This is a genomic window from Bradyrhizobium arachidis, assembly GCF_015291705.1.
GTDB classification, from domain to species: Bacteria; Pseudomonadota; Alphaproteobacteria; order Rhizobiales; family Xanthobacteraceae; genus Bradyrhizobium; species Bradyrhizobium arachidis.
In genome coordinates this window covers 2,389,437-2,416,411 of record NZ_CP030050.1, presented here as the reverse complement: position 1 = coordinate 2,416,411, position 26,975 = coordinate 2,389,437, and the positions used below count along the sequence as shown (strand labels likewise).

At 65.7% G+C, this 26,975-nt stretch carries 23 protein-coding genes; 6 read left to right on the top strand and 17 right to left on the bottom strand.

Annotated elements, in window-relative coordinates; translation table 11 throughout:
• Positions 1-11 precede the first annotated feature (11 nt).
• The gene (locus WN72_RS11115) at positions 12-3,416 is read left to right on the top strand and encodes an acyl-[ACP]--phospholipid O-acyltransferase (protein ID WP_027562207.1); all 3,405 of its coding nucleotides are present in this window, start codon (positions 12-14) and stop codon (positions 3,414-3,416) included.
• 45 nt (positions 3,417-3,461) lie between these two features.
• On the opposite strand, the gene WN72_RS11110 is transcribed toward WN72_RS11115, so the two are convergent.
• The 5 genes from WN72_RS11110 to tcuA form a co-directional block, all read right to left on the bottom strand.
• A complete protein-coding gene (locus WN72_RS11110) occupies positions 3,462-4,028 on the bottom strand; it encodes a disulfide bond formation protein B (RefSeq protein ID WP_035730115.1) in 567 nt (188 codons plus the stop codon).
• Between the two features lie 10 nt (positions 4,029-4,038).
• Complete coding sequence (locus tag WN72_RS11105) at positions 4,039-4,197, bottom strand: DUF5993 family protein (protein WP_027562209.1); 159 nt, start codon at positions 4,195-4,197, stop codon at positions 4,039-4,041.
• Positions 4,198-4,268: 71 nt separating this feature from the next.
• Positions 4,269-5,375, bottom strand: coding sequence for a tricarballylate utilization 4Fe-4S protein TcuB (tcuB, locus tag WN72_RS11100; RefSeq protein ID WP_027562210.1), 1,107 nt, complete (start codon positions 5,373-5,375; stop codon positions 4,269-4,271).
• 4 nt (positions 5,376-5,379) lie between these two features.
• Positions 5,380-6,408 carry an alpha/beta hydrolase gene (locus WN72_RS11095; RefSeq protein WP_027562211.1) on the bottom strand — a complete coding sequence of 343 codons (1,029 nt, stop codon included), beginning with the start codon at positions 6,406-6,408 and terminating at the stop codon, positions 5,380-5,382.
• Between the two features lie 27 nt (positions 6,409-6,435).
• The gene (gene tcuA / locus WN72_RS11090) at positions 6,436-7,827 is read right to left on the bottom strand and encodes an FAD-dependent tricarballylate dehydrogenase TcuA (RefSeq protein ID WP_027562212.1); all 1,392 of its coding nucleotides are present in this window, start codon (positions 7,825-7,827) and stop codon (positions 6,436-6,438) included.
• A gap of 149 nt (positions 7,828-7,976) precedes the next feature.
• Between tcuA and WN72_RS11085 the strand changes: the two genes are divergently transcribed.
• Positions 7,977-8,660 (top strand): GntR family transcriptional regulator, encoded by a 684-nt coding sequence (locus WN72_RS11085; RefSeq protein ID WP_027562213.1) that lies wholly within the window; start codon positions 7,977-7,979, stop codon positions 8,658-8,660.
• Positions 8,661-8,669: 9 nt separating this feature from the next.
• Here the strand turns inward: WN72_RS11085 and ybaK are convergent, their stop codons facing one another.
• The 8 genes from ybaK to mobB all read right to left on the bottom strand — a co-directional run bounded on the left by ybaK (position 8,670) and on the right by mobB (position 18,517).
• A complete protein-coding gene (gene ybaK / locus WN72_RS11080; RefSeq protein ID WP_027562214.1) occupies positions 8,670-9,143 on the bottom strand; it encodes a Cys-tRNA(Pro) deacylase in 474 nt (157 codons plus the stop codon).
• Between the two features lie 201 nt (positions 9,144-9,344).
• Positions 9,345-12,113, bottom strand: coding sequence for a formate dehydrogenase subunit alpha (gene fdhF, locus WN72_RS11075; RefSeq protein WP_027562215.1), 2,769 nt, complete (start codon positions 12,111-12,113; stop codon positions 9,345-9,347).
• On the bottom strand, positions 12,110-13,819 hold the full coding sequence (locus WN72_RS11070; RefSeq protein ID WP_092217531.1) for an NADH-ubiquinone oxidoreductase-F iron-sulfur binding region domain-containing protein: 1,710 nt from the start codon (positions 13,817-13,819) through the stop codon (positions 12,110-12,112). The genes fdhF and WN72_RS11070 overlap by 4 nt, the downstream gene beginning before the upstream one ends.
• A 248-nt stretch (positions 13,820-14,067) precedes the next feature.
• A complete protein-coding gene (locus tag WN72_RS11065; protein WP_027562217.1) occupies positions 14,068-14,352 on the bottom strand; it encodes a hypothetical protein in 285 nt (94 codons plus the stop codon).
• A 92-nt stretch (positions 14,353-14,444) separates the two neighbouring features.
• Complete coding sequence (locus tag WN72_RS11060) at positions 14,445-16,100, bottom strand: OFA family MFS transporter (RefSeq protein WP_092217530.1); 1,656 nt, start codon at positions 16,098-16,100, stop codon at positions 14,445-14,447.
• Positions 16,101-16,414: 314 nt separating this feature from the next.
• The gene (locus WN72_RS11055) at positions 16,415-16,678 is read right to left on the bottom strand and encodes a sulfurtransferase TusA family protein (RefSeq protein WP_092217529.1); all 264 of its coding nucleotides are present in this window, start codon (positions 16,676-16,678) and stop codon (positions 16,415-16,417) included.
• Positions 16,679-16,723: 45 nt separating this feature from the next.
• Positions 16,724-17,980, bottom strand: a complete 1,257-nt coding sequence (locus tag WN72_RS11050) for a molybdopterin molybdotransferase MoeA (protein ID WP_092217528.1) — start codon at positions 17,978-17,980, stop codon at positions 16,724-16,726.
• A 9-nt stretch (positions 17,981-17,989) separates the two neighbouring features.
• The gene (gene mobB, locus WN72_RS11045) at positions 17,990-18,517 is read right to left on the bottom strand and encodes a molybdopterin-guanine dinucleotide biosynthesis protein B (RefSeq protein ID WP_027562221.1); all 528 of its coding nucleotides are present in this window, start codon (positions 18,515-18,517) and stop codon (positions 17,990-17,992) included.
• A gap of 93 nt (positions 18,518-18,610) precedes the next feature.
• Between mobB and fdhD the strand changes: the two genes are divergently transcribed.
• The 3 genes from fdhD to WN72_RS11030 all read left to right on the top strand — a co-directional run bounded on the left by fdhD (position 18,611) and on the right by WN72_RS11030 (position 20,422).
• Positions 18,611-19,501: a formate dehydrogenase accessory sulfurtransferase FdhD gene (gene fdhD, locus WN72_RS11040; protein ID WP_027562222.1), complete on the top strand. Its 891-nt coding sequence runs from the start codon at positions 18,611-18,613 to the stop codon at positions 19,499-19,501.
• Positions 19,488-20,123 carry a molybdenum cofactor guanylyltransferase MobA gene (gene mobA / locus WN72_RS11035; RefSeq protein ID WP_035731563.1) on the top strand — a complete coding sequence of 212 codons (636 nt, stop codon included), beginning with the start codon at positions 19,488-19,490 and terminating at the stop codon, positions 20,121-20,123. The genes fdhD and mobA overlap by 14 nt, the downstream gene beginning before the upstream one ends.
• 80 nt (positions 20,124-20,203) lie before the next feature.
• Positions 20,204-20,422, top strand: a complete 219-nt coding sequence (locus tag WN72_RS11030; protein WP_027562224.1) for a hypothetical protein — start codon at positions 20,204-20,206, stop codon at positions 20,420-20,422.
• On the opposite strand, the gene WN72_RS11025 is transcribed toward WN72_RS11030, so the two are convergent.
• The 4 genes from WN72_RS11025 to WN72_RS11010 form a co-directional block, all read right to left on the bottom strand.
• Positions 20,389-21,519, bottom strand: coding sequence for an FAD-dependent monooxygenase (locus WN72_RS11025; protein WP_092217527.1), 1,131 nt, complete (start codon positions 21,517-21,519; stop codon positions 20,389-20,391). The two genes, WN72_RS11030 and WN72_RS11025, sit on opposite strands and share 34 nt — an antisense overlap.
• A 129-nt stretch (positions 21,520-21,648) precedes the next feature.
• A complete protein-coding gene (locus WN72_RS11020) occupies positions 21,649-23,598 on the bottom strand; it encodes a molybdopterin biosynthesis protein (RefSeq protein WP_092217526.1) in 1,950 nt (649 codons plus the stop codon).
• A gap of 12 nt (positions 23,599-23,610) precedes the next feature.
• Positions 23,611-24,717 (bottom strand): molybdopterin-binding protein, encoded by a 1,107-nt coding sequence (locus WN72_RS11015; RefSeq protein ID WP_092217525.1) that lies wholly within the window; start codon positions 24,715-24,717, stop codon positions 23,611-23,613.
• 54 nt (positions 24,718-24,771) lie between these two features.
• On the bottom strand, positions 24,772-25,605 hold the full coding sequence (locus WN72_RS11010; protein ID WP_092217524.1) for an ABC transporter substrate-binding protein: 834 nt from the start codon (positions 25,603-25,605) through the stop codon (positions 24,772-24,774).
• 394 nt (positions 25,606-25,999) lie between these two features.
• Here WN72_RS11010 and WN72_RS11005 point away from each other — a divergent pair, with 394 nt between their 5' ends.
• Positions 26,000-26,893, top strand: a complete 894-nt coding sequence (locus WN72_RS11005; protein ID WP_027562229.1) for a substrate-binding domain-containing protein — start codon at positions 26,000-26,002, stop codon at positions 26,891-26,893.
• Positions 26,894-26,975: the final 82 nt, after the last annotated feature.

Genomic DNA, 26,975 nt, shown 5'->3' with positions numbered 1-26,975 from the left:
CAGGACTAGTCATGATCAGGGATTTGATGTCGTCACGCCGCTTTGCGCCGCTGTTCTGGGCGCAGTTCTTCTCGGCGCTCAATGACAACGTGCTCAAGAACGCACTCGTCATCATCCTGCTTTACAGCGCCGCAACCGGCCACGGCGATGCCCTGGTGACGGTGGCAGGCGCCGTCTTCATCTTCCCCTATTTCATCCTGTCCGGGCTCGGCGGCCAGCTCGCTGACAAATACGTCAAATCCGTCGTCGCAAGGCGGCTCAAATTCGCCGAGATCTTCGCCGCGGCCTTTGCCGCCGCCGGCTTCTTCCTGCATTCGGTGCCCCTGCTGTTCGCAGCGCTGGCGCTGTTCGGCATCATCGCCGCCCTCTTCGGCCCCGTGAAATATTCGATGCTGCCGGACCAGCTCGAGCTCGGCGAGCTCGCGACCGGCAACGCGCTGGTCGAAGGCGCGACCTTCATGGCCATCCTGCTCGGCACCGTCGCCGGCGGCCAGTTCGTCGCCGGCTCCGCGCACATGGGCTGGGTCGCATCGGCCGTGGTCGTGCTGGCGCTGTTGTCCTGGGCCTTCGCCTCGCGCATTCCCGCGACCACGCCGTCCGCGCCCGATTTGCCCGTCAACGCCAATCCCTGGACCTCGACGCTGAGCCTGCTGAGGACGCTGCACGCCGACCACCGGCTGTGGGACGGCACCGTGATCGTCTCCTGGTTCTGGCTGGTGGGCGCCATCGTGCTGTCGCTGCTGCCGGCCCTGATCAAGGAGGTCGTCGGTGGCACCGAGGGCGTGGTGACGCTGTGCCTTGCGGTCTTCGCGATCGGCATCGCCATCGGCTCGCTGTTCGCGGCCAGCCTGAGCCACGTTCGCCCGAATCTCGCGCTGGTGCCGATCGGCGCCATCATCATGGGCTGCGCCGGCCTCGACCTCGCCTGGGCCATCGCCGTGACCGCCAAGGGTCAGGACATCACCGCGGCCAGCTTCGCGACCTCGTTCGCCGGCCTGCGTATGCTCGCCGACTTCGTCGCCTTCGCCTTCGGCGGCGGCCTGTTCGTCGTTCCCTCCTTCGCCGCCGTGCAGGCCTGGTCGGCACCGAACGAGCGCGCCCGCATCATCGCTGCCGGCAACGTGCTGCAGGCCGCCTTCATGGTGGTCGGCTCGCTGTTCGTCGCGCTGCTCCAGGCGGGCGGGCTGCATGTCGGCTGGATCTTTTTCGGCCTCGGCATCGCCAGCTTCGGCGCGGTGTGGTTCGTGCTCAATAAATGGGGCAAGGAAGGCGTGCGCGACTTCGGCTCGCTCTTGTTCCGCGCACTGTTCCGCACCGAGGTTCGCGGGCTCGAGAACCTGCCGCCTCCCGGCACGCGGATGCTGATCGCGCCGAACCATGTCAGCCTGATCGACGGCCCGCTGCTGCACGCCGTGCTGCCGATCGACGCGAGCTTCGCGGTCGATACCGGCATCTCCAAGGCCTGGTGGGCCAAGCCCTTCCTGCGCGTGGTCAAGCACTACACCATGGACCCGACCAAGCCGCTCGCCGCACGCGACCTGATCAAGCTGGTCGCCGCCGGCGAACCGGTGGTGATCTTCCCGGAGGGACGCATCACCGTCTCCGGCTCGCTGATGAAGGTCTATGACGGCACCGCGATGATCGCCGACAAGGCCGACGCCGTGGTCGTGCCGGTCCGCATCGAGGGCGCGCAGCGCTCGCATCTCAGCTACCTCAACGGCAGCCAGATCAAGCGTTCGTGGTTCCCGCGCGTGACGGTCACGATCCTGCCGCCGGTCAAGCTCCCGATCGATGAACAGCTGAAGGGCAAGGCACGCCGCAATGCCGCGGGCGCCGCGCTCCAAGACGTGATGATCGATGCGATGGTCAAGAATGCCATGCTCGATCACACCCTGTTCGAAGCGCTCGGCCACGCCTATCGCGACCGCGACACCGGCAAGGTCATCATCGAGGATGCGCTCGGCACCACGCTGACCTATCGCAAGCTGATCCTCGGCGCGCAGGTGCTGAGCAGCAAGCTCGAAGCCGGCACGTCGGCCGGCGAGAATGTCGGCGTGCTGCTGCCGAATTCGGCGGGCGTTGCTGTCGTGTTCATGGCGCTGCAGAGCATCGGCCGCGTCCCGGCGATGCTCAACTTCTCCGCCGGCCCGGTCAACGTCCTCGCCGCCATGAAGGCCGCGCAGGTCAAGACCGTGCTGACCTCGAAAGCCTTCATCGAGAAGGGCAAGCTCGACAAGCTGATGACCGCGATCTCCGCGGAAGCGCGCGTGGTCTATCTCGAGGACGTCCGCGCCTCGATTGGCACGGCCGACAAGATCAAGGGCCTGCTCGCCGGCACCGCGCCGCGCGTCGCCCGTCAGGCAAACGATCCGGCCGTGGTGCTGTTCACGTCGGGCTCGGAAGGCACGCCCAAGGGCGTGGTGCTGTCCCATCGCAACATCCTCGCCAACGCCGCGCAGGCGCTGGCGCGGGTCGATGCCAACGCCAACGACAAGGTGTTCAACGTGCTGCCGGTGTTCCACTCCTTTGGGCTCACTGGCGGAATGATGATGCCGCTGCTCGCGGGCATTCCGATCTACATGTACCCTTCTCCGCTGCACTACCGCATCGTGCCCGAGCTGATCTACCAGACCGGCGCCACGATCCTGTTCGGCACCGATACGTTCCTCACCGGCTATGCGCGCTCGGCGCATGCCTACGACTTCCGCACGCTGCGCCTCGTGATCGCCGGCGCCGAGGCGGTCAAGGACCGCACGCGCCAGGTGTTCATGGAGCGCTACGGCATCCGCATCCTCGAAGGCTATGGCGTCACCGAGACGGCGCCGGTGCTGGCAATGAACACGCCGATGGCCAACCGTCCCGGCACCGTCGGCCGCCTGTCGCCGCTGATGGAAAGCCGCCTCGATCCGGTCCCCGGCATCGAGGAAGGCGGACGTCTCTCGGTGCGCGGACCGAACGTGATGCTCGGATACTTGCGGGCCGAAAATCCCGGCGTGCTCGAAAAGCTCGCCGAGGGCTGGCACGACACCGGCGACATCGTGGCCATCGACTCCGCCGGCTTCATCACCATCAAGGGCCGCGCGAAGCGCTTTGCCAAGATCGCGGGCGAAATGGTCTCGCTGTCGGCGGTCGAGGCCATCGCGACGACGCTGTGGCCGCAGGCCGCCTCGGTCGCGGTGTCGATCCCCGACCAGCGCAAGGGCGAACGCATCGTGCTGCTGACCACGGAGAAGAGCGCCGAGCGCAGCGCGATGCAGGCCCAGGCCAAGACGATCGGCGCCTCCGAGCTGACCGTTCCCGCGACGATCATGGTGGTCGACAAGGTACCGCTGCTCGGCACCGGCAAGACCGACTATGTCACCGCAACGACGATGGCCCGCGAGCAGGCGCCCGCGCCGGAGCGCGAGGTGGCGTGAGGCTCATGATCGTCGCACCGGCGAATGCCCGGTGCGACGATCCCGTCACTTGAGCAGGAGATAGCGGACCGGGTTGTCGTCACACTGCCCTGCTCCGCACTCCAGCACGGTCGACAGCAGATTTGCGGCAACCAGAACTGCGAAGATCGCGAACACCGCGTTCGATGCCGGACCGTTCAGAGGCACGGCGCCATCGCGGTCGTCCGTCACGTCCTTCAGGACGAAGACGAGCGCGACATAGCAGACGATTCCGACCGCCGCGATCAGCGCCCAGGTGTAGAAATGCAAGCCCAGCAGCGTCGAACCGTAGCCGGGATCGCCGGGCGCGAGATGCAGCGACACCTGCCGCATCGAAATGAAGCCGGTAACGAGGCTCGCAATGAGGATCATCGCATAGTGCGACGGACGCTCGCCGAGACGCATGTTGAACAGGAATCCCATGCCGATCGCGATGAACCCGGCCCGTTGCAGCAGGCAGAGCGGACAGGGCAACTCGCCAAGCGCAAGCTGATAGAAGAATGCGACAGCCAGGATCAGCGAGATCCCGAGCAGCCCCAGCATATTCAGGATCGCCCCGACCGACCGCCGTCCGCTCACCTCTGTCGCGCCCATCTCGTCACCCTCAGAACGAGAATTTCAGCGGATCGGTCGCGTGGTGGAAGAACCATGCGATGGCGACGACCATGGTTGCGCTCCAGAGCGCATAGCTCAGCCCCGCGCGCGAACGCCAGACCGACGCGCAGCCTGCGAGCGCCAGCAGAAAGGGCAGAAACATGTACATCAGCGTGGGCTCCCCAAGCGATTCGCGCATCGCGCGAACAGCCCCAGAGATACGTCAGCGCCGCATGCCCCTCAAGAGCCGGCTTCGCTGCGCCGCTCCTGCGCATAACGCACCAGGGCCACGAAGCGATAGATGCCGTGCACGAACTTGCCATAGGGCATGGTGATGAACAGCGCGAACACCGCGCCAAGATGCAGCGCCAGCAGCGGCCCCATGGCAGAGGTCTCGCGTAGGACGAGAAGCAGCATGCCGGTAAGGCCGGTCAGCAACAGCATGGCGATGAAGCCGACATCCATGCCGTAACGGTTCTCGTCGAGCAATGCCGGATCGCGCTGGGTCTTGGCCGTGAACAGGCCGATCGGACCGACAATGAGGCCGATGCCACCGAGCGTGCCGAGCACCACGGGCAGATCCCACCACGGATACGGCGCCTCGCGGCCGAGCAGATAGTGGTACAGCGTGGCCACCGAGGTCGCGGCAAAGCACAGCAGGAAGCCGTAGAACGTCAGATGGTGATACAGCTTGCGCCGGTCAGTCGGCTTGTCGTCCTCATTGTAGCAACCAACGCCGCCGCCATGGAGATAGCGCAGCTCGCCGGCGTCGCGGACCGCCTGGAAGATGGAGCCGCCTTCGGCGCGGCCGCCGATGGGTGAGCCGATGTCGCGCCAGAACGCACGCACGCTCATGACGAGGGCCAGGATGGCATAGAGGAAGGCGGCGCTGAACAAGGCGGCCATCGCATTGTGCGGCATCAATTTGTAGAACGCCCCGGGGCCGGTGTGGATGCCGAACAACACGCTGCGGTCGTTCAGGGCTGCGAAGCCGAGGATGAAGGCTGCCATGCTGAGCGCGGCGATGATGCTGATGACGAGACCGTTGCGCGCGAACGCTCCGGACAGCGCCTGCGGCCAGGCATAGGCCGCATAGGATTCGGCACGCGCAACCGCCAGCGTCTTGGGGACGTTGACGTTGAACTCGTGCGGCGGCGAGAACTGGCAATCGACGTAGCAGGCGCCGCACGAATGGCAGAGGTTGGCGAGGTAGTTGAGGTCGCCATCAGAGAAGGCGCGACGCATCTCCATCGCCGGAAACACCGCGCAAAGACCCTCGCAGTAGCGGCAGGAATTGCAGACCGTCATCAGACGGTCGGCCTCGTCCAGAATTCTGGTTCCGTGCATGGCGTTACTTCGTCAGGCCCTTGGCCTCGAGCCATTTCTGGATCAGGCCTGCGACCTCGAGGTTGTTCTTGTCCATCATCACCATGTGGGAATTGCCCTTGATGCCGGCTTGTGGGAGGTCGACGATGTCAACGCTGCCTCCGGCCGCCTTGATGGCATCCGCGAAGGCGATGCCGTTGGCGCGGATTTTTGGCCAGCGCGAGTCGCGCTCGATATAGTCGCCATAGATGATCAGGGTCGGGATGTTCTTCAGCACAGCCGCCTTGGCGAGATCGCCGATGCCGGCCGGCTCGATCGCGATCAGCGCCTTGACCTTGTCGGGCCGGGCCTGCGCGACCTTGAAACCGAAGGTGCCGGCCTGGCTGTGGAACAGGATCACCGATGGGCCGACGCGATCGATCTCGGCAATATAAGCGGCGATGGTCGCATCATCCGTCGTGGTCCAGCGCGGCACGTTCTGCTTGACGAAATTCTCGTAGCCCTCGACGGGAAACTGGTTGCCCGGCAGCACTTTCCGCTTCGCAGGATCGGGATCGTAGGAGTTTGGCCCATCGCCGATGCGGAAGCGCTCGAACGGATTGGCCGTGGTCAGGAAGACCGGCTCGCCTTTGAAGATGTCGGGGTACTGCGCCCAGCCCGCGCGTCCGCGCTCCACCGCGTCTGAATTGTAGACAGCCCATCCCTTGCGCAGGAAATAGTTCAGCCAGCCTTCGCGTCCGTCGGGTGTCGTCTCGTAGGTGACGCCGGTCAGTCCACCGCCGTGCCACATCAGCAGCGGGTATGCGCCCTTCTCGTTGGCCGGCAGGAAATACTGCACGTACATCTGCTCGACCTGATAGGTGCCGTTGGGATCGACCTTGGCCGGCACGCCGCCAGGCGCAAACACAACCTCCCTCACCGGCTTGCCGGAGATTTCGACGAGACGCCCGCCGACATGGAACGAGCCCATGTCGCGCAGGGTGATCGGCTCGGCGGCGCGGGCGTGGCCGATCATCAGCAACGCCGCGGTCGAAGCAATGGCAAGGCGTGACATGGTTGCTCCCTTTATCTTTTCTTTGCCCTAGTTCTTGGCGTGGCGCGCCGCTTCCCGTCCTGCGATGCGTCCGAACACGCTGCCGATGGTCATGCCCATGCCGGCAGCATAGCCCTTGCCGAGCACGTTCCCGGCCATGATCTCGCCCGCCGCGAACATGTTGGCCGACGGCTTGCCGTCAGCCATCAGCATCCGCGCCTCCTTGTTCACGCGCGTGCCGAGATAGGTGAAGGTGATCCCGGGCCGCACCGGATAGGCGAGATAGGGCGGCGTCTCGATCTTGCGCGCCCAGTGCGTCTTTTGCGGCGTGATGCCTTCGGTGCGGCAGTCGTCGAGAATGGTGTGGTCGAACGTGCCTGATAGCACCGCGGCGTTGAACTCGGTGATGGTCTTTTCCAGCGCAGCCGGATCGAGCTCGAGCTTGCCCGCGAGCTCGGCAATGGTCTGCCCCGCGATCGGCGGGAACAGCGTCGGCATGAAGCTGGTAACAACAGTCGAATCGAAAATGATGTAGGCGATCTGGTCGGGCTGCGCCGCGACGAGGCGGCCCCAGATCGCGTAGCGCTTGGGCCAGATGTCCTCGCCCTCGTCATAGAAGCGCTGGGCGTGCTTGTTGACGACGATGCCGAACACGACCGAGTCGTGCCTTGTGATGATGCCGCCGTCGAATTTCGGCGCACGGGCGTCGATCGCGACCGCATGGCACTGGGTGGGATCGCCGACCTCCTGCACGCCCTTGTCGAGCAGCATCTTCAGGATCGAGCCGCGGTTATAGGGTGTGCCGCGGATCAGGAAATTGTCGGCGGCCTCGCCCCAATATTGCTTCAGCCATTCGATGTTGGCCTCGAAGCCGCCGGCCGCGGCCACCAGCGAGGTCGCGCGGATCTCGGTCTCGCCCTTGATCGGCCGCTTCAGGTGCGCGGCGAGGAACATACCGTGCTCGATCACGAGGTCGGTGACCTCGGCATCGTATTCGACCTCGACGCCGAGCTGCTCGGCGGTGAGATAGAGCGCGTTCAGCATCGCGCGGCCGCCGCCGAGGAAGAAGGAATTGGTGCGGCCGAGACTCAGCGTGCCGCCGAGCGAGGGCTGCCAGCGCACGCCCTGCTCCACGATCCAGTTCAGGATGTCCTTGGACTCCCGGATCATGTGGCGGGCGAGAACCTCGTCGGTCTGCCCGCCGGTGACGCGCAGCAGATCCTCCCAGAACTCGTCTTCGGTGTAGGGGCCGGTCAGGATCTCGGTGGCCGCGTCATGGGCGCAACGCATATTGCGGGTGTGGCGGGTATTGCCGCCGCGATAGAATTTTGGCGCGCCTTCGAGCACCAGCACCGAGGCGCCGCCGCGGCGCGCCGAGATCGCCGCGCACAGCGCCGCGTTGCCGCCGCCGATCACCAGCACGTCGTATTTGCTGCCCATGCCGTCTGCCCGATGCGACGAAGTTGGAGACATTCTGCCCGCCGGTGGCTTCGATCAATGCCGCCGCCATTGCGCACTTTTGTATACAAAGATATACAAAAGACACGCAAGCGGCATCTCTGCATGGGCAGGATGCGTGTTGAGGGACCATGGCCAGACGCCCGGCAAAGGCAGGCGGATCGATCGCGCGCGGCGCCGGCGTCGCGCTGGGCGAGGCCGTGTTCCGCTCGCTCTGCGAGGCGCTGCAGGCCGGCAGCTACCGCGCCGGCGACCGGCTGCGCGAGGAAGAGGTCGCCCAGCGGCTCAAGGTCAGCCGCACTCCGGTGCGCGAGGCCCTGGGACGGCTCGCGGCGCGCGGCTTCGTCGAGCCCGCCGGCGGCCGCGGGCTCATCGTACGCAACCTCGACATCTCCGAGGTGCTCGAGCTCTACGCCATGCGCGAGATCATGGAAGGCGCCGCCGCGCGCCTTGCCGCCGAGCATGCCTCGGCGCCCGAGGTCGATGCACTCAGGGATATCGAGCAAGCCTTTGTCGAGGCGTCCGCGACCGACGCCGCCGAGATGGCGAAGCTCAACCGCGCCTTCCACGAAGCGATCTGCCGCGCCGCGCGCAACCGCTATCTCGACAACGCCTCCCGTGAATTGCAGGACTGGATCGCCCTGCTCGGCCCGACCACCTTCACGGTCACGGGCCGCCCCTCGACCAGCCATGGCGAGCACCAGGCCATCGTCGAGGCCATCGCCACGCGCGACGGCGACAAGGCCGAGCAGCTCGCGCGCGCACATATCCGCGAAGCGCTGCGTTGCCGGCTGAAATTGTTGCAGAAGCAGTAGCCGGAACGCTTAGGCCAGCACGTCCGCAACGACCGCTTTCGCGACATCCCGCACGTCAGTGGGCTTGAGCCGCACCTGCAAGCCGCGCTGGCCGCCGTTGAGATAGACAAGGTCATGGGCGAGCGCGCTCTGCTCGATCACGGTGCGGACCGGCTTGCGCTGCCCGAACGGGCTGATGCCGCCGACCTTGTAGCCGGTGACGCGCTCGGCTTCGGGCGGCTTCATCATCTGCGCCGACTTGCCGCCCACGGCCGCGGCGAGCTTCTTCATGGACACTTCCTGGTCGGACGGGACGATCACGCAAACCGGCTTGCCGTCGACCAGCGCCATCAGAGTCTTGAGGACGCGCGCCGGATCCTCGCCGAGTGCGGCCGCGGCCTGAAGGCCAATGCTCTCGGCGTCGGGATCGTAGTCGTAGCTGTGGACGGTGAAGGCGACGCGGGCGACTTCAAGCGCGCGGGTGGCGGGGGTGGCTTTGGACATGGGCCACACTTACCACCGCCATTGCGAGGAGCGAAGCGATGAAGCAATCCAGAAGCCCGCCAAGGAGGCAGCCTGGATTGCTTCGCTTCGCTCGCAATGACGGTGTTGGGCACAGTTGCCCGCCCCCCTCGGTGTCGTCCCCGCGTTCGCGGGGACGACAGTGGAGTTTGGAGGTGTTACGCCGTCAGACTCGACAGGACCCTACTCCGCCGCGTCCCGCATCTCCACGCGCTCGGCCCTTGCTGCGCAGAACTTGAACTCCGGGATCTTGCCGAACGGGTCGAGCGCCGGATTGGTCAAGAGGTTCGCCGCCGCCTCCGCGTAGCAGAACGGCATGAACACCATGTTCTCCGGCACGTCGCGGTCGGAGCGGACCTTGACCTCGACGGCACCGCGGCGGGTCTCCAAGCGAATGAAATCGCCCGGCGCAAGCTTCTTCCTGCGCATGTCCTTCGGCGACATGAACGCCACCGCCTCCGGCTCGATCTGATCGAGCACCTGGGCACGGCGCGTCATCGAGCCGGTGTGCCAGTGCTCCAGCACGCGGCCGGTCGAGAGCACCATCGGATACTCGGCGTCGGGCAACTCATCCGGCGGGACGACCTTGGCCGGCACGATCTTGCCGCGGCCGCTCGCGGTCGGAAAGCCCGTGGTGAAGATGATCTCGTTGCCGGGCTTGTTCGGATCATCGGCCGGATAGGTGACGGCGCCTTCGCGCACCAGCCGTTCCCAGCTGATGTTCTTGAGCGACGGCATCAGTTCTGCCATCTCGGTGTAGACGTCGCCGGGGCCCGAATAATTCCACGGCAGGCCCATGCGCTTGCCGATCTCCTGGATGATCCAGAGATCCTGCCGCGCATCGCCCGGCGGCTTGATCACCTGGCGCGCGAGCTGCACGCGGCGATCGGTGTTGGTGAAGGAGCCCTCCTTCTCGGCGAAGGCCGAGGCCGGCAGGATGACGTCGGCGTGGAACGCGGTCTCGGTGACGAACAGATCCTGCACCACGAGATGATCGAGCATCGCGAGCGCCTGGCGCGCATGCTGGAGATCGGGATCGGACATCGCGGGGTTCTCGCCCTCGATATACATGCCCGTGATCTCGCCGGCGTGGATCGCGTTCATGATCTCGACCACGGTCAGGCCGCGGACAGGATCGAGATCCTGCTGCCACAGCTTCTCGAAGGCGCCGCGCATGTCGTCGCGGCCGACCGGCTGATAGTCCGGCAGGAACATCGGGATCAGGCCCGCGTCGGACGCTCCTTGCACGTTGTTCTGACCGCGCAGCGGATGCAGGCCGGTGCCGGGACGGCCGACCTGGCCGGTGATCAGCGCGAGCGCAATCAGGCAGCGCGCATTGTCGGTACCGTGGACGTGCTGGCTGATGCCCATGCCCCAGAAGATGATCGACGATTTTGCCCGCGCATAGGTGCGCGCGACCTCGCGCAGCGTCTGCGCCGGGATGCCGCAGATCGCCTCCATCTTCTCCGGCGTGAACTCCTTGATCTTCTCCTTGAGGTCCTCGAACCCCTCGGTGTAGCCGGCGATGTACTGGTCGTCGGTCAGGCCTTCGGTGATGATCGTGTTGATCATCGCGTTCAGCATCGCGACGTCCGAGCCCGGCTTGAACTGCAAATGCTTGGTCGCGTGACGCGACAGCGACTGCCGGCGCGGATCCATCACGAACAGCTTTGCGCCGTTCTGCTTGACCGCGTTCTTGATGAAGGTCGCGGCGACCGGATGGTTCACGGTCGGATTGGCGCCGATCACGATGATGACTTCGGCATCCATCGCGGCCGAGAACGGCGCCGACACCGCGCCCGAGCTCAGACCTTCGAACAGCGCCGCGACCGACGAGGCATGGCACAGGCGGGTGCAATGGTCGACATTGTTCGAGCCGAAGCCGGTGCGCACCAGCTTCTGGAACAGATAGGCTTCCTCGTTCGAGCCCTTAGCCGAGCCGAAGCCGGCCAGCGCCTTCACGCCCTTCTCGTCGCGGATCTTGACGAGGCCCTTGGCGGCGATGTCGAGCGCCTCCTCCCAGCTCGCTTCACGGAAATGCGTGAAGGGATTGGCCGGGTCGACCTGGTCGTTGGAATCCTTCTTCGCATTCGGCAGCCGCACCAGCGGCTTGGTCAGGCGATGCGGATGGTGGATGTAGTCGAAGCCGAAGCGGCCCTTGACGCAGAGACGGTTGTGATTGGCGGGACCGTCGCGGCCTTCCGCATAGATCACCTTCTCGTCCTTGACCTCATAGGTCACCTGGCAACCGACGCCGCAGAACGGGCAGAGCGAATCCACCTTCTTGTCGGCGTAGACGACGCGCGTCTGCTTCTCGTCGAGCATCACGGCCGGCATCAGCGCGCCGGTCGGGCAGGCCTGCACACATTCGCCGCAGGCGACACAGGTGGACTCGCCCATGGGATCATCGAAGTCGAACACGATCTTGGAATCGTGATTACGATAAGCCATGCCGATGACGTCGTTGACCTGGACCTCGCGGCAGGCGCGCACGCACAGGCCGCACTGGATGCAGGCATCGAGATTGACGCGCATCGCCGGATGGCTGGCGTCGGTCTCCCAGCGCTCGGCAGCGGGGAAACGGCTCTCGGTGACGCCGGTCGTCTCGGCCCAGTGCCAGAACTTCGAATCCGGATCGTGGCTGGTCTCGCGCGCCGGCTGGTCGGCGACCAGCAGCTCCATCACCATTTTTTGCGCAGCAGTTGCGCGCGCGGATTCGGTCTTCACCTTCATGCCGACCGACGGCGTGCGCTTGCACGACGCAGCCAGCACGCGCTCGCCCTCGATCTCGACCATGCAGGCGCGGCAATTGCCATCGGGGCGATAGTCGGGCGCCGGCGAATAGCAGAGATGCGGGATGTCGCGGCCCTGGCGTTTTGCGACCTGCCAGATCGTCTCGCCGGGCTTGGCCTCGACCTGCTTGCCGTCGAGCTCGAACGTAATTTTCGTCATTCGGCCGCTTCCTTGAACTCGTCAGGGAAATATTTGATCACGGAGGACAGCGGATTCGATGCCGCCTGTCCGAGCCCGCAGATCGAGGCATCGCGCATCGCCTGGCTCAATTCTTCCAGCAAGGCACGGTTCCAGACCGGCTTCTGCATCAGCAATGCCGCTTTCTGGGTTCCGACGCGGCACGGCGTGCACTGGCCGCAGCTCTCGTCCTCGAAGAACTTCATCAGGTTGAGTGCGGCTGCGCGCACGCTGTCCTTCTGCGACAGGATCACGATCGCGGCCGAGCCGATGAAGCAGCCGTATTTCTCCAGCGTGCCGAAATCGAGCGGGATGTCGTCCATCGATGCCGGCAGGATGCCGCCCGACGCGCCGCCCGGCAGGTACGCATAGAATTGATGGCCGTCGGCCATGCCGCCGCAATACTCATTGATCAGCTCGCGCACGGTGATGCCCGCAGGCGCGAGCTTCATGCCCGGGTTCTTGACGCGGCCCGAGACCGAGAAACTGCGCAGGCCATGACGCTCATGGCGGCCATGGCCCTTCCACCAGTCAGCGCCCTTTTCGACGATATCGCGCACCCACCACAGCGTCTCGATATTGTTGATCAGCGTCGGCAGGCCGAACAGGCCGACCTGGAATGGATAAGGCGGCTTGTGCCTAGGCAGGCCGCGCTTGCCCTCGATGCTTTCCAGCAGCGAGGATTCCTCGCCGCAGATATAGGCGCCGGCGCCGCGGCGCATGTGCAGCGTCGGGCCGCCCGGCGGGAGCTTTGCGATCTCGCGCTCGAGGATCTCGCGCGAGGCCGGATATTCGTCGCGCAGATAGATGTAGACGTCGGAGGCCTGCACCACATGCGCGCCGATCAGCATGCCCTCGATGAAGCGATGCGGATCGGTTTCGAGATAATAGCGGTCCTTGAACGTGCCGGGCTCGCCCTCGTCGCCATTGATCGCCATCAGCCGCGGACCGGGCTCGCCCAGCACCGCGCGCCATTTGCGTCCCGTCGGGAAGCCGGCGCCGCCGAGGCCGCGCAGCGAGGCATCGTCGAGCGCCTTGAGCAGATCGTCCTTCGACAATTCGCCGGAGCGCACGCGACCCAGCAACTTGTAGCCGCCGCCGGCGACGTAGGCGTCGTAGTCGGTATAATCAGGCAAATGCGCGTGGGTATCGCCGGCCTTCGCCGCCGCCATGACATTCGCAACGGTGGCATGATCGACGAAGTTGTGGCCGACCTCAGCCGCCGGCGCCGTATCGCAGCGGCCGACACAAGGCGCGCGCACGACGCGGATGCCGGGACCGGAGGCGTCCTGCAAATCCGCGAGCAGCTTTTCGCCGCCGAGCATCGCGCAGGTCAGCGAGTCGCAGACACGGATCGTGAGCGGCGGAACATTCGGCTCGCCTTCCTTCACTACGTCAAAATGCGCATAGAAGGTCGCGGTCTCGAACACTTCGGCGAAGGCGAGCTTCATCTCGTCGGCAAGCGCGGCAAGATGCGCGGCCGAGATCTGGTGGTACTTGTCCTGGATCAGGTGGAGATATTCGATCAGGAGATCGCGCCGCCGCGGGCGGTCGCCGAGCAATTGCTCGATCTCATGCGCGGCGGTCGGATCGACCTGCCGGCCCTTGGGCGTGGCCTTGGCGCGTCGGCGCCCCTCGCCCGGATGCTCGAATTCCCTGACCTTCTGAACGTCGTCGTTGCTGCTCATGGAAACGTCGCGTTCTCCTCAAAAGCGCGATGACCTCAGGCGGGATCGCCATCGCGATCCCCCCATTTCCAGGCCTGATGGACCGGGAACCGCGTCGTCCGCACCCCCTGAGTCAGGCCTCATTCCAGGCAACTCTAGCCTCTGGTATACCAGGTGCCAAGTAAATTTAGAACGTGTCTATAGTCATTTAGGGACGGGCAGCCGCCCTGCCGCGCCCCTTTACGCAAACTGTTCGCGGGAACCTTGCCTCAGGTCTTGCTCATGCACTCCTCGATGTAGAACCAGCGATCGTCGCCGGTCAGACCCTTGGACTTAACCTCACCGCGGCAGGCCTTCAGCTTGGGCTTGTTGGCGGACCACTTCGCCTTCATGTCCTTCAGCTTCTGCATGGTGAGCTTGATCTTGCCCGGCGGCTTGGCGGCGGTCGTTGCCGCCGGCGCCGAAGTTGCGGGCGCCGTTGCGGTCTGTGCGGAGGCGGCGTGAAGGCCTGCGGCCAGCAGCATGGCAGCAAGGCAGATACGGGTACGAAGCATAAGAATCCCCCTAGATCCCATTCTTGACTTGAAAGACGAGCATCGCGGGAATGCCGGGCAGCCGGCACCCCGCGATGATGTAGGTTCAAAGATCAGAAGATCTTCACCGCGCTTTCCAGCGTCTTGTACACGCCATAGGCCAGCGGGATGGCGACGAAGGCCCAGAACAGCGCGGCCTTGGCGTCGAGACCGCCCGTGCCGATCCCGAACGAGCCGGTCTGCTGCGCAGCGTTCGCGCCTGCGCTCGAGGCTTGCAGCTTCGCCACCTCGGCTTCGCTCATGTACCACTTCGGATCGACCGGCTTGACCAGATAGTTGCAGATCAGGCCCGCGATCAGCATGGCGCAGAGGATGTACATGGTGGTGTTGTAGAGCTGGTCACGCGGCACGCCCGCCGCGAGCTGGAACTCGCGGATGTAGTTGACCACGACGGGGCCGATGATGCCCGCAGTGGACCAGGCGGTCAGCAGCCTTCCATGGATAGCGCCGACGAACTGGGTCCCGAACATGTCGGCGAGATAGGCCGGCACGGTGGCGAAGCCGCCGCCATACATCGACAGGATGATGCCGAAGCCGAGCACGAAGAGCAGCTTCGAGCCCATTGCCGCAAAGGTCGGCGCCAGCGCGTAGAGCACGATGCCGAGGATGAAGAACGTATAGTAGGTGTTCTTGCGGCCGATATAGTCCGACAGCGAAGCCCAGACGAAGCGGCCGCCGATGTTGAACAGCGACAGCAGGCCGGCAAAGCCCGCCGCGATGCCGGCGATCTGCGCCTTCTGCGCGGCGTTCAGCGCGTTGAAGCCCACATCAGGCAGGCCGATCAGCTTGCCCGCGAAGATTTCCTGCAGCATCGGCGAGGCCATGCCGATCACGCCGATGCCGGCGGACACGTTCAAGCACAGCACCCACCAGATCAGCCAGAACTGCGGCGTCTTGTGTGCGTTGTCGAGATGGACGTGATGCTCGGAGATCATCGTCTTCTTCTCGCTCGGCGGCGTCCAGCCCTCAGGCTTCCACCCCGTCGGCGGCAGGCGATAGCGGAAGGCGCCGATCATCATGAAGACGAAATAGATCGCGCCCATGGTGAGGAAGGTTTCCCAGACACCGACCGAGGTCGGGCTCTTGAACACGTCCATCAGCCAGTTCGCCAGCGGCGCGCCAATCATCGCGCCGCCGCCAAAACCCATGATCGCCATGCCGGTCGCCATGCCGCGCCGGTCGGGGAACCATTTCACCAGCGTCGACACCGGCGAGATGTAGCCGAGACCGAGGCCGACACCGCCGATCACGCCGGAGCCGAGCCACATGATCCAGAGCTGATGGAGGTAGATGCCGATGGCGCCGAGCACGAGGCCGCCGCACCAGCACAGCGCCGCGACGAAGCCAGCCTTGCGCGGTCCGGCACGCTCGAGCCAGCCGCCCCACAGCGCGGCGGAGACTCCGAGCACAACGAAGAACAGCGTGTACATCCACCCGAGGCTTGCGACCTTCCAGTCGCAGGTCGTGGTGAACAGCTCCTGCCACAGCGAGATGTCCGGGCAGGCCTTCGGCGCGGTCAATCCGATCGCGCGCGACAGCGGCAGCCAGAACACCGAGAAGCCATAGGCCATGCCGATGCAGAGATGGATGCACAGCGCCGCCGGCGGCACCAGCCAGCGATTGAAGCCGGCGGTCGCGATGGTCCGCTCGCGATCAAGAAAACCTGCGCCGGCGCCCGATATCGTTCCAGCGCTCTCAATAGTAGCCATACATTCCTCCCCTAAGCCGCCCTTCTGAACAGCCTGCCGCAAAGATCCTGATCCTCAGCCCGTTGCGGGGCAGCCAATTGTCCCTGCTGCTCCGCTCAATCATCCGACGCGCGCCAGGATCGTTGCGCGCATCCCAAAAGTTAACCCCGCAAGCGGGGCGCTATGCCGATACGACGTGCAAGCTTCGTGTGGCCCCTTGATCCGCGTATCGCAGACAAGACTCAACCTCCGCGCCTGCACGGAGATTGTCAATTGGGGCAGAAGCCGTGATCGATGTCGATAGACAAATGGTCGGTATCAGCGCGGTAACGTCCTCAAGGACGCAGCGCAGCATTGATGCTTTCTATTGGACCATTTGTCTTTTCTATCAAGAACACGATGCGCGCGTCGTTGCGCTCGGTGATCTCCACCGTGTCGCCCGTCTCGCGGATCAGGTTCGGGATGTCAATCACCGACAGCGGATCGGTGCAGTGCACTTCGAGCTGATCGCCCGGCAGTAACGGCTTCAGCGCCTTGCGCGTTTTCAAGGCAGGCAGCGGGCATTTCAAGCCGGTGAGATCGAGCGTCGTTTTGGTCATGGGCGCAACATGGCGAGGCGAAGCGTTGGCGTCAACGAAGGAGCGTCAGAGCAAATCCGCATAGGACAGAAAACCTACACTCTGGCCGGGCTCGACCCGAATGATGTCCTCGCCGAGCTCGATGAGGCCGTCGGTCTCGACCAGCGAGGACAACAGGCCGGCACCTTCACGCGGGAACTTGACCGCCTCCAGCGCACCATCCTCTCCGCGCCGCAATGACGCGCGAACATATTCGCGGCGGCCGATCTTCTTCTTGTAGGTGAACGCGGCGCGCACCGGGATCGGGAACAGCGGCTCGGGCAGGCTGCCGGCGAGCGCCAGCACCGTCGGCCGCACCACATGGACGAAGGTGACGAAGCTCGCGACGGGATTGCCGGGCAGACCGATCAGCGGCGTTCCGCCGATGATGCCCATCGCCACGGGCCGTCCGGGCTTGATCGCCATCCGCCACAGCACGAGGGAGCCGATGCTTTCGACCGCTGCCTTGACGTGGTCCTCCTCGCCGGTCGAGACGCCGCCGGTGGTGAGGATCAGGTCATGGTCACCCGCGACCTGCTTCAAGCCGTTCGCGAGGGAAGTGCGATCGTCGCGCAAAATGCCGAGGTCGCTGACCTCGCAGCCGAGCCGGCGCAGCATCGCCATCAGCATGAAGCGGTTGGAATCGAACAGCTGCGAGGCGGCGCGCGGCTCGCCGGGCGAGGCCAGCTCGTCGCCGGTCGAGAACACTGCGACGCGGATGCGCCTGACGACGTCGAGCTTGGTCAGGCCAAAGGCCGCAGCAAGCGCAACATGCTGCGGCCGCAGGCGCTGGCCGGCGCGCAGCGCGATGTGCCCTTGAGGGATGTCCTCGCCCGCAGGACGTACATTGGCGCCGGGCTTCAGCCCCGCCGGCAGCACGATCTTGCCTGTTGCATCGATGCGGACATCTTCCTGCATGAAGACGGTCTCTGCATCCGGCGGCATCGGCGCGCCCGTGAAGATGCGCGCGGTGTGGCCCGGTTTGATCGGCGCATGCGCGAGGCCACCGGCCTGGATGCGGCCATCGAGCGGCAACGCTTGCTCCGCACTTTGCGGAAGATCGGCATTGCGCACGGCGTAGCCATCAACCGCCGAGTTGGTGAACGGCGGAAGCGGCAGGGGCGCCGCGATATCGTGCGCCAGCACGCGGCCATCCGCATCGACAAGCGCGACCGTTTCGAGATCAGTGATCGCGTTGACACGGGTCGTGATCAGGCCAACGGCCTCGTCGACCGACATCATCGGTCCGCCGAAGGCAAAGCAATCGTCAGACAGTTGCGCCATGGTGCCTCGTCAGCGCATCGCGGCGCTTTTGGCCACCGCTTCCTCGACCGGCATCGCCGCCCGCAGCATCAGCGCCGCGGCAGCCTCGATATCATCGAGATGGACAGTCGGCAGCCGCGTGTCAATCGCAACGTCGGTCGCGATCCCGGCGATGCCGGGATCGTCGGGAAACAGCAGCGGCTTGCCGTTGGCGGCGCGGTGCACCTCGATCTTGCGATGCGGCTCGCGCTTGAAGCCCTCGACCACGACGAGATCGACGGCGGACAGCTTGCTCAATAGTTCCGGCAGCCGCGGCTCCGCCGCTCCGCGCAATTCATGCATCAGGGCCCAACGGTTTGACGAGGCCACCAGCACCTCGGCCGCGCCTGCCTCGCGATGGCGCCAGGAATCCTTGCCGGGCACGTCGACGTCGAACTGGTGGTGCGCGTGCTTGATGACCGAGACACGCAGGCCCTGCGCGTTGAAATGCGGGATCAGCCGCGTCAACAGCGTGGTCTTGCCCGCACCGCTCCAGCCTGCAAGGCCGATGACTTTCATCGTAACTCGATCTCCGCGGCCGGAACCGCCTTCTCCATCATAGTGACCATGCTTATATCGGCTTGACCCGAATGTCATGCTAACGTCACGGCCATGATGAAGATCGACAAAGCCCCGGTACCCCTGATCGTCCCCAACCCGGACGACCCGCGCCTGACCCAGAGCGTGACCGGGACCGACCAGACCGGCGCCCAGGTCGAGATCAAGGTGCCGATGGAACGGCCGCTGACGCTCTACCTGAATGCCCAGGAGATCGTCACCATGATGACGATCGGCGACTATCCGGAATACCTGGCGCTCGGCTATCTGCTGAACCAGAACATGCTGAAATATAATGACGCCGTCACCGAGGTCGAATACGACGACGACCTCCAGGTGGTCGTGGTGCGCACCGAGCACCACACCAATTTCGAGGCCAAGCTGAAGAAGCGCACGCAGACCTCGGGCTGCGCGCAGGGCACGGCCTTCGGCGATCTGTTGGAGGCGGTCGAGAGCGTCGCGCTGCCGAAGGCCGAGCTGCGTACCTCCTGGCTCTACCAGATGACGCAGACCATCAACACCATGCCCTCGCTTTATCTCGAGGCTGGCGCGATCCACGGCTGCGTGCTGTGCAAGGAAGGCGAGCCGCTCTGCTACACCGAGGACGTCGGGCGCCACAACGCCGTCGACAAGATCGCGGGCTGGATGTACCGCCACGGCGTCGATGCCAGCGACAAGATCCTCTACACCACGGGACGCCTCACCTCGGAGATGGTGATCAAGACGGTACGCATGGGCATTCCGATCCTGGTGTCGCGCTCCGGCTTCACCGCCTGGGGTGTCGATCTCGCAAGACAGGTTGGCCTGACGCTGGTTGGCCGCACCCGCGGGAAGCGCTTCATCGTGCTCGCAGGCGAAGAGCGGATCGTCTACGATCAGAACCTCGCTTACGTCGAGGAGGAATCGGCCAAGCACAAGCGCAAGGGTGAAGGTGGTGACGACTGACATTCCCGCCACGCAAGGTGTGTTGCTCGCCGGCGGTCTGGCGCGCCGCATGGGCGGTGGCGACAAGCCTATGCGCACCATCAGCGGCCGCACCATTCTGGAGCGCGTGATCGCGCGCCTTTCACCCCAGTGCAGCGGATTGATCCTGAACGCCAACGGCGATCCCGCGCGTTTCGCTTCGTTCGGCTTGCAGGTCATCGCCGACGACGTGCCCGGCTTCCCCGGCCCGCTCGCCGGCATTCTGGCCGCGCTCGACTGGACCGCTGCGAACCGTCCTGACATCGAGTGGGTGCTCAGCGCTGCCGGCGACTGCCCGTTCCTGCCGCGCGATCTCGTCGCGCGCCTGCACGAGGCGCGAACACGGGAGAACGCCCAGCTCGCGGTCGCCGCATCCGGCGATCAGTCGCATCCGGTGATCGGATTGTGGCGCGTCGCCTTGCGCAACGAGCTCCGGCACGCGCTGGTCGTCGAGGACCTCCGCAAGATCGACCGCTGGACCGCGCGCTATCCGCTCGCGACGGTGACCTGGCCGGCCGCGCCGCTCGATCCGTTCTTCAATGCCAACACGGTCGAGGACATCGCCGAGGCCGAGCGGCTGGCGGCGCTGGATGACGCGTCGTAGGGCGCCGCTTTGAGCTCCTGGCCGTGAACCGGGCCCCGCACGGGAACGACCAATGATCGGTACGTTGCCCCGGATGAGCCATGGCCGACTCCCTTTTGGATGTCATATTCGAAGTTGTCGATTTCGCCATCGATGTTTCGGATACGATCGATCGCACGAAACGGCTTAGCAAGCCTGACATCGTCGAAGTCCCGCCCGACCCGAAGCCGCTGCCGCCCGCCGCGCAGCGTGCACTGGCCGAGGCGGAGGAACGCGAGCGCGCCGCTCAAGCCGCGAGCGGCACCGACCAGGCATCGTAGCCGTAGACCCAACTCGTGTCGGTCCGCTCTCTCAGCCAGATGTTGGCACGCGAGGTTTCCTGGACCCGTGTCGTTCGCTCCTTGCGCGTCGCCTCGAAGCGGCGGAATGCGTCCGCGACACCGTCGCGGTCGACGCCGTCGAGGCAGCGCGACAGCACCGCGGCGTCCTCGATGGCCATCGCCGCGCCCTGCGCCATGTAGGGCGTCATGGGATGGCAGGCATCGCCGAGCAGCGTCACATTGCCGTCGGCCCAGCGCTCCAGCGCGTCGCGATCCATGATCGCCCATTTGTGCACGTCGGGACACGCCGCGAGCACGTGACCGACCTGCGGATGAAAGCCTTCGAATGAGGCGCGCAGATCGCGCACGTCACCCTTCGCCGACCAGGACTCGATGCGGAAATCCGGCTCGGGCTGGCTGGTGACGAGATAGACCTCGCTGCGATCAGGCTTGACGTAATAGATCACGATGTGGCGGTCCTCGCCCCACCATTTGGTGCAGTCGTCGATCTCTGCGCCGCCGAGCAGCGCTGCCGGATAGGTGGTGCGATAGGCGATGCGGCCGGTGAACCTGACCGGCGCGGTGTCGAACAGGGTATCGCGCACGGTCGAATGCACGCCGTCCGCGCCGACAACGGCATCGGCAACGGCGCTGGTGCCGTCGGCGAAGCTGAGCCGGACGCCCTCGCCCGTCTCGTCGAGACCGGCCAGCTTGTGGTTGAGCCTCACGAACTCATCCGGCACGGCGCTCGCCAGCGCCGCATGCAGATCCCCGCGATGGGCGAGCAGATAGGGCGCGCCGAACTTCTCCTCCGCGCTCTCGCCAAAGATCATGTCGAATTTGATGTCGCCGCTCTTCCAGTCGCGATTATTCCAGGAGCGTGGATAGAACGACTGGCTGCGCATCCGTTGCTCGAGCCCCAGTGCGCGCAGCACCTTCATCGCGTTGCAGCCGATCTGGATGCCGGCGCCGATGCGGGCGAACTGCGAGGCCTGCTCGTAGACCATGACGTCGACGCCGACGCGCCTGAGCGCCGCGGCTGTCGCGAGCCCACCCATGCCGGCACCGACGATCGCAACCGAAAGCGGCCTTGCCATCGCGTCCCCACCCCCCTGCCGCGCGGCTTGAGCGCCGCGTCGTCGATCTAGAGCATGATCCGGAAAAGTGTGAAGCGGTTTTCCGAACAAATCATGCTCGAACAAGAATCTAAAGCGCGTTCACGCGCTTTAGGCGGGCCGGAAGCCCGCGTGCTCCAGTGCGGCGCGCGCCTCGTCCGAGCCGAGCGCATCAAGAAAGGCCTGCACCGCCGGCCGCTGCTTGCGCGCCGTCACCAGCGCGAAGTCATAATGCTCTTCCGCGAACGGAATGAAACCAAGGCCGACCGCATGGGCGACCGGCGCAATGGTCATGCCCCAGTCGGCGCGGTGCTGCGCGACGGCCGCGGCCACCGCATTATGCGAACGCGGCTGGTTCCAGTAGCCTTCGGGGCGCGCGCCGTTGAGCAGCCGGTCGATCAGGATGCGCGTGCCGGCGCCCTGGTTGCGGTTGACCATGATGCAGGCGGGATCGCTGAGCGCAGCCGCGACCGCCTCTTTCGCGCCGAGGCCTTCGAAACGCTTGTCGCCCTTGCGAAAGACGATGCCCTGCATCCGCCGCCAGCCCGGCACGAGCTCAAGCCCCTCGACGAGATAAGGTGTGTTGTAGGTCTCGCTCTTGTCGTCGAACAGATGGATCGGCGCGAGATCGCATTCACCGCGCTTGGCCGCCGCAAGCCCGCCGAGGCTGCCGACCGCGATCGAACGCACGGTGAGCCCGGCATGCGCGAGCTGCGCGGTGACGAGATCGAGGCCAGTGCAGTGGCTGCCGACGATGACGAGATCGGGCACACGCACATGCGGCGTGACCAGCGTCACCTCGGCCTCGGTGCCGGCCGGCATCTGGTCGGCGAGCGCATCGATGCGCAGAAAACCATCGGCCTGCGCAAAGGACGTGATCGCACCGGAGCCCTTGCCGGATGGATAGGCGATCAAGCCGTCCTTGCCCTCGACCAGCGAGACCATGACGAATTCGGTGCGGCCGAGCTCGGACGCGATGCGGACCGGTACCGTCGCATTCACCTTGGCGTCGGAGCGTGGCGGCAGTCCGGCCACTTTGCGCAACACCGGCACGATCATGTCGTGGAAGGTGAACATTGCCGAAGTCGGAAAGCCCGGCAGGATCACCACCGGCTTGCCGTCGCACACCGCAAGGCACAGCGGCTTGCCCGGCTTGAGCGCAACACCATGCGCGATGATGCCGGGTGCCCCGAGCCGGCCGATGATGCGGTGTGACAGGTCGCCGGCGCCCTTCGACGTACCGCCGGAGAGGACCAGCATGTCGGCGTCCGCCAGCGCGCTGCGCATGGCGGCTTCGAGCTTTGCCTCATCGTCGGGAATGGCGCCGAGGAAGACCGCCTCACCACCATTCTCGTTGATCGCCGCGGTGACGATCGCACCATTGGTATCGTAGATCGCGGCCGACGCGAGCGCTTCGCCGGGCTGCACCAGCTCGTCGCCGGTGGAGATCACGGCAACGCGCGGCTTGCGTGCGACTTTCACCTCGGCGATGCCGCAGGCCGCCAGCATGCCGATCTCGCGCGACCCGATAACCGTGCCGGCGCGCAGCAGCGCCTCGCCGCGCGCGATGTCGGAACCCGCATAGGAGACGAACTGGCCGGGCGATGTCGCGCGGCGGACGTCGATCGCATCCGAGCCGGTCGGCTGGGTATGCTCGACCATGACGACGGCGTCGGCGCCGCGCGGCAGCGGACCGCCGGTCGCGATCGCCGTTGCGGTTCCCACTGCGACTTGTAGCGCCGGCGCGGTGCCGCAATGGATGGTCTCGCCGTTGAGCGCAAGGCGAACAGGCGCGCCTTCGCCGGCCGCGGCGAGGTCGGACGAGCGCACGGCAAAGCCATCGACATTGGAGCGGTCGAACGGCGGCACATCGATCGGTGCCGTGACGTCTTCGGCGAGTGCCGCGCCGAGCGCAGCACCGAGCTTGCAAACCTCATTCGGAAGCGCACGCGGGAACAGCGCCGCCTCGAAGCGCGCCAGCGCCTCCTCGCGCGAAAGGATCTTGAGGAACTGCTCCTGTTCGAGCGCGCTGCGGTCTGGCGGTTTTGGGATCATGGTCATGCCGGAACCATATCACTCCCGCATGAGATAAGCATCGACCGGCACGCCCGCCGCAAATCCTTCGTGGCTGCCGGGAATGAGCAGCCATGCATCCGCGCGGGCGATCGCCTGGAGCGGCCACTCGCCGACCGCAATCGGCATCCATGTTTCATGTTCCCTTGCGAGCAGCGCGATCTCGGCGATGCCGACGCTGGATGCGATTTTTCGCGCGAGCGGCAAGGTCACCTGTCGGCGCGGCTGCCGCGCCGACAGACGATCGATCAACGGAAGCACCAGCGCGAACCAGGCCGCGAGCGCATGATCCGGCGATCCCGGCAAGGCGACGGCGGGAACCTTGCCGACCCGCGCCACCGCCGCGGTGCGTCCGGGCTGGAGCGCGAGACCATGAGCGAGCACATCGCCGCACTGGGTCAGCGCAGTGATGGCGGCATCCTGGCGACCAACGCCGCTGCCGCCGACGGTCAGCAGCGCATCGCAGGAGGAGGCATCGAGCACAGCGGCAATCGATGCTTCGTCACGCGCGCCGGCCTCGAGCGTCGTCACGTCCAGTCCCGCTGTGCGCGCGATCCCGGCGATCATATGCGCCGTCGCCGTCGCGTCCGGCACATTGACGATGCGTAGCCGCGGCTGCCGCACGCCGAGCTTTTCCAAACCCGCGACGCGCGCGATGAGCAGATCGGCTGCACTGACCGGATGTCCCTGTCTCCCGGCAGGCGCGCGGTCCGCGATATCGCTGCCGGCGCGCCTGACGCCCTGCCCGGGCACGCCCTCGGCCAGCACCTGCACGAGCGGCCCCGACACCTCGACTGCATCGGCGTCGAGCACGCAGTCGCATCCCCCAGGTATCGCGTCACCGGCTTCGACCCACGTAGGCGCCGCAAGCAGAGGCAGCGGTGAATAGGCGGACGCGCCGACGAGATCATTGGCGCATAGCGCCCAGCCGTCGGTGGCGGCAACGTCGTGAGACGGACAGGCCGGAAGCAGCGGAGTGCCCGCCGCGATGCAGCCGGCCGCTTCGGTCACCGGCAATTCCACCGGCGCAAGCGGATCAACGCCGCGCAGCAACGCGGCGAGCGCGACGTCGAGCGATGTGAGCGAGGGCGGCAGGCGCTGGGTCATGCGCCATGATGGACCATGCATCGCCCGGTTTGGCAACCGCCGACGATGCAGCCATCAGCCGCCTGACCTGTCGGCATTCGGAAAAAACAGCTGCTGTCCGTCGACCTTGTAGCCGGCGATCGCGGTCTGTCCCTCCGGTGAGGTCAGCCAGTCGACAAAGGCCTGCCCCAGCTCCTTCTTCACGTCCGGGAATTTTTCAGGATTGACCAGCATCACGCCGTACTGGTTGAGCAGCCGCTTGTCGCCTTCGACGACGATGTCGAGATCGCCGCGCTCCTTGAAGGCGATCCAGCTACCGCGGTCGGACAGCACATAGCCATTCGCAGCGCGCGCGGCCTCGAGTGCCGCGTTCATGCCTTGCCTCGCCTCGCGATACCAGGCGCCCTTGGCACTTGCGATGTCGATGCCGGCGACGATCCACAGCGCGAGCTCGGCTGCGTGGGTGCCCGAGCGATCGCCGCGCGTCACGAACGGCGCGCCCTTGGCCTCGATCGCCTTCAGCGCGGTCGCGATGTCCTTGCCCTTCACGCCGGCGGGGTCGCTCTTCGGGCCGATCAGCAGATAGTCGTTGTACATCACGTCGTAGCGTTTCGATGCAAAACCGTCGGCGACGAATTTCTCCTCCTGCGGCCGCGCATGCATCAGCACCACGTCGGCTTCGCCCCGTCGCGCGCCGTCGAGCACCTCATCGGCGCGCCGCGCAATCACCGTGACGTCGATGCCGGTCCTGTCGCGGAAGATCGGCAGGAGATAGTCGAGCAGGCCGGACTCCTGCGTCGATGCCGTCGTCGCCAGCACGATCGCGCGGTCCTCCGCGGACGACGCCACGACGCCTGCGGCAAGGCCGCAGAGAAGCGCAAGCAGAGCGGACAGGCGGCGAACGGCCATGAGCGGGTTCCCTCGGATATGACGCGGTCATGATGATGATCGATTGCGCCGCACTCGTGACGCATTGTCGCTTCGCGGCGCGGGTCCTGACAACGACAGATAGAGCTGACATCTGATCACCACCAGCAGCAGACTTCGCCGCGCCGGCGCAACCGTTCAAAGGCGTGACACTCGGGAAAGTTCGGCAAGGCTGCGGCGCTCATCTCGATCGCGATCGCAACCCTCGCGTCATGCGCGCGCAACAGGATCGTTCACCAAAGCAAAAATCGCGCGCGAGGATGTGTTGCAAAGCAGCGAGATCATCGTGCATGGTTCCGATGAACACAAATTGAAATGCAGAATTCCACCTGCGTCGAACGTCAAAAAGAAGCAAGAATTTGCATAGGAATGCAGGATGGAATTCCTGACGACCAGCGAAGCCGCCGACTATCTCCGGCTCGGCGAACGCAAGCTCTACGAACTCGTCACCAACGGCGCGATCCCCTGCACCAAGGTGACCGGCAAGTGGCTCTTCCCGCGGCACGAGCTCGACCTCTGGGTGCTGTCGGGCCTCGCGCGTCCCGCCGGCATGCTGATCGCGGAGCCGCCGCCGGTCGTGGGCGGCAGCCAGGACGAGCTATTGGATTGGGGCCTGCGCGAATCCGGCTCGGGCTTGGGATCGATGAGCGAGGGCAGCGCGCGCGGGCTCGAGCGCTTGCAGCGCGACGAGGTGATGGCGGCTGCGGTGCACTTCCACAGCCTCGATGCCGACGGCAATCTTGCCGCCGACGCCAGTGCGACGGCGCTGCGCGACGCGCCGGACCTGCATGATGCGGTGCTGGTCGCGTTCGTGCGCCGCGAGCAGGGCCTCGTGCTGTCGCCGGGCAACCCGAAGCGGCTGCGCGGCCTCGCCGACGTGCTCGCGCTCGGCGCCAGGATGGCGATGCGGCAACAGGGCACGGGCGCGCAGATGCTGCTCGACGTGCTGCTCAAGCGCGCCGGCGCCTCGACGCGGGATGTGCACCGGGTCGAGACGCCGGCCCTCACCGGCCCGGACCTCGCCGAGATCGTGCGCGCGGGACAGGCGGACTGCGGCGTCGCGACGCGGGCGGCGGCGCGCTCGGCCGGGCTCGATTTCGTGCCGCTGGTCTGGGAGAATTTCGATCTTGCGATGCGGCAGCGCAGCTATTTCCGCCCCGCCATGCAGGCCCTGATCCGGTTCCTGAACGAACGGCGGCTGCGCCAGCGCGCCGAGGAGCTGACCGGCTACGATCCCTCGCCCGCAGGACAGATCCGCTTCGCAGCCTGACATTGACGCCTGCCCCCTAATAGTTGCAAAAGAAACCAATTCAGCCGGGCCATACCCGGGGCAACACCGGCCAACGCGCCGG

Bases quoted from the DNA above. Each gene is read 5' to 3' on its own strand.
- WN72_RS11065 (WP_027562217.1), bottom strand. From the start codon at position 14,352: ATGCTTCGTACCCGTATCTGCCTTGCTGCCATGCTGCTGGCCGCAGGC.
- fdhF (WP_027562215.1), bottom strand. From the start codon at position 12,113: ATGACGAAAATTACGTTCGAGCTCGACGGCAAGCAGGTCGAGGCCAAG.
- WN72_RS11020 (WP_092217526.1), bottom strand. From the start codon at position 23,598: ATGACCATGATCCCAAAACCGCCAGACCGCAGCGCGCTCGAACAGGAG.
- WN72_RS11015 (WP_092217525.1), bottom strand. From the start codon at position 24,717: ATGACCCAGCGCCTGCCGCCCTCGCTCACATCGCTCGACGTCGCGCTC.
- WN72_RS11110 (WP_035730115.1), bottom strand. From the start codon at position 4,028: ATGGGCGCGACAGAGGTGAGCGGACGGCGGTCGGTCGGGGCGATCCTG.
- WN72_RS11030 (WP_027562224.1), top strand. From the start codon at position 20,204: ATGGCCGACTCCCTTTTGGATGTCATATTCGAAGTTGTCGATTTCGCC.
- tcuB (WP_027562210.1), bottom strand. From the start codon at position 5,375: ATGCACGGAACCAGAATTCTGGACGAGGCCGACCGTCTGATGACGGTC.
- WN72_RS11105 (WP_027562209.1), bottom strand. From the start codon at position 4,197: ATGTACATGTTTCTGCCCTTTCTGCTGGCGCTCGCAGGCTGCGCGTCG.
- WN72_RS11060 (WP_092217530.1), bottom strand. From the start codon at position 16,100: ATGGCTACTATTGAGAGCGCTGGAACGATATCGGGCGCCGGCGCAGGT.
- WN72_RS11055 (WP_092217529.1), bottom strand. From the start codon at position 16,678: ATGACCAAAACGACGCTCGATCTCACCGGCTTGAAATGCCCGCTGCCT.
- WN72_RS11050 (WP_092217528.1), bottom strand. From the start codon at position 17,980: ATGGCGCAACTGTCTGACGATTGCTTTGCCTTCGGCGGACCGATGATG.
- WN72_RS11025 (WP_092217527.1), bottom strand. From the start codon at position 21,519: ATGGCAAGGCCGCTTTCGGTTGCGATCGTCGGTGCCGGCATGGGTGGG.
- WN72_RS11095 (WP_027562211.1), bottom strand. From the start codon at position 6,408: ATGTCACGCCTTGCCATTGCTTCGACCGCGGCGTTGCTGATGATCGGC.
- WN72_RS11070 (WP_092217531.1), bottom strand. From the start codon at position 13,819: ATGAGCAGCAACGACGACGTTCAGAAGGTCAGGGAATTCGAGCATCCG.
- tcuA (WP_027562212.1), bottom strand. From the start codon at position 7,827: ATGGGCAGCAAATACGACGTGCTGGTGATCGGCGGCGGCAACGCGGCG.
- WN72_RS11010 (WP_092217524.1), bottom strand. From the start codon at position 25,605: ATGGCCGTTCGCCGCCTGTCCGCTCTGCTTGCGCTTCTCTGCGGCCTT.
- mobB (WP_027562221.1), bottom strand. From the start codon at position 18,517: ATGAAAGTCATCGGCCTTGCAGGCTGGAGCGGTGCGGGCAAGACCACG.
- WN72_RS11085 (WP_027562213.1), top strand. From the start codon at position 7,977: ATGGCCAGACGCCCGGCAAAGGCAGGCGGATCGATCGCGCGCGGCGCC.
- WN72_RS11005 (WP_027562229.1), top strand. From the start codon at position 26,000: ATGGAATTCCTGACGACCAGCGAAGCCGCCGACTATCTCCGGCTCGGC.
- ybaK (WP_027562214.1), bottom strand. From the start codon at position 9,143: ATGTCCAAAGCCACCCCCGCCACCCGCGCGCTTGAAGTCGCCCGCGTC.
- fdhD (WP_027562222.1), top strand. From the start codon at position 18,611: ATGATGAAGATCGACAAAGCCCCGGTACCCCTGATCGTCCCCAACCCG.
- WN72_RS11115 (WP_027562207.1), top strand. From the start codon at position 12: ATGATCAGGGATTTGATGTCGTCACGCCGCTTTGCGCCGCTGTTCTGG.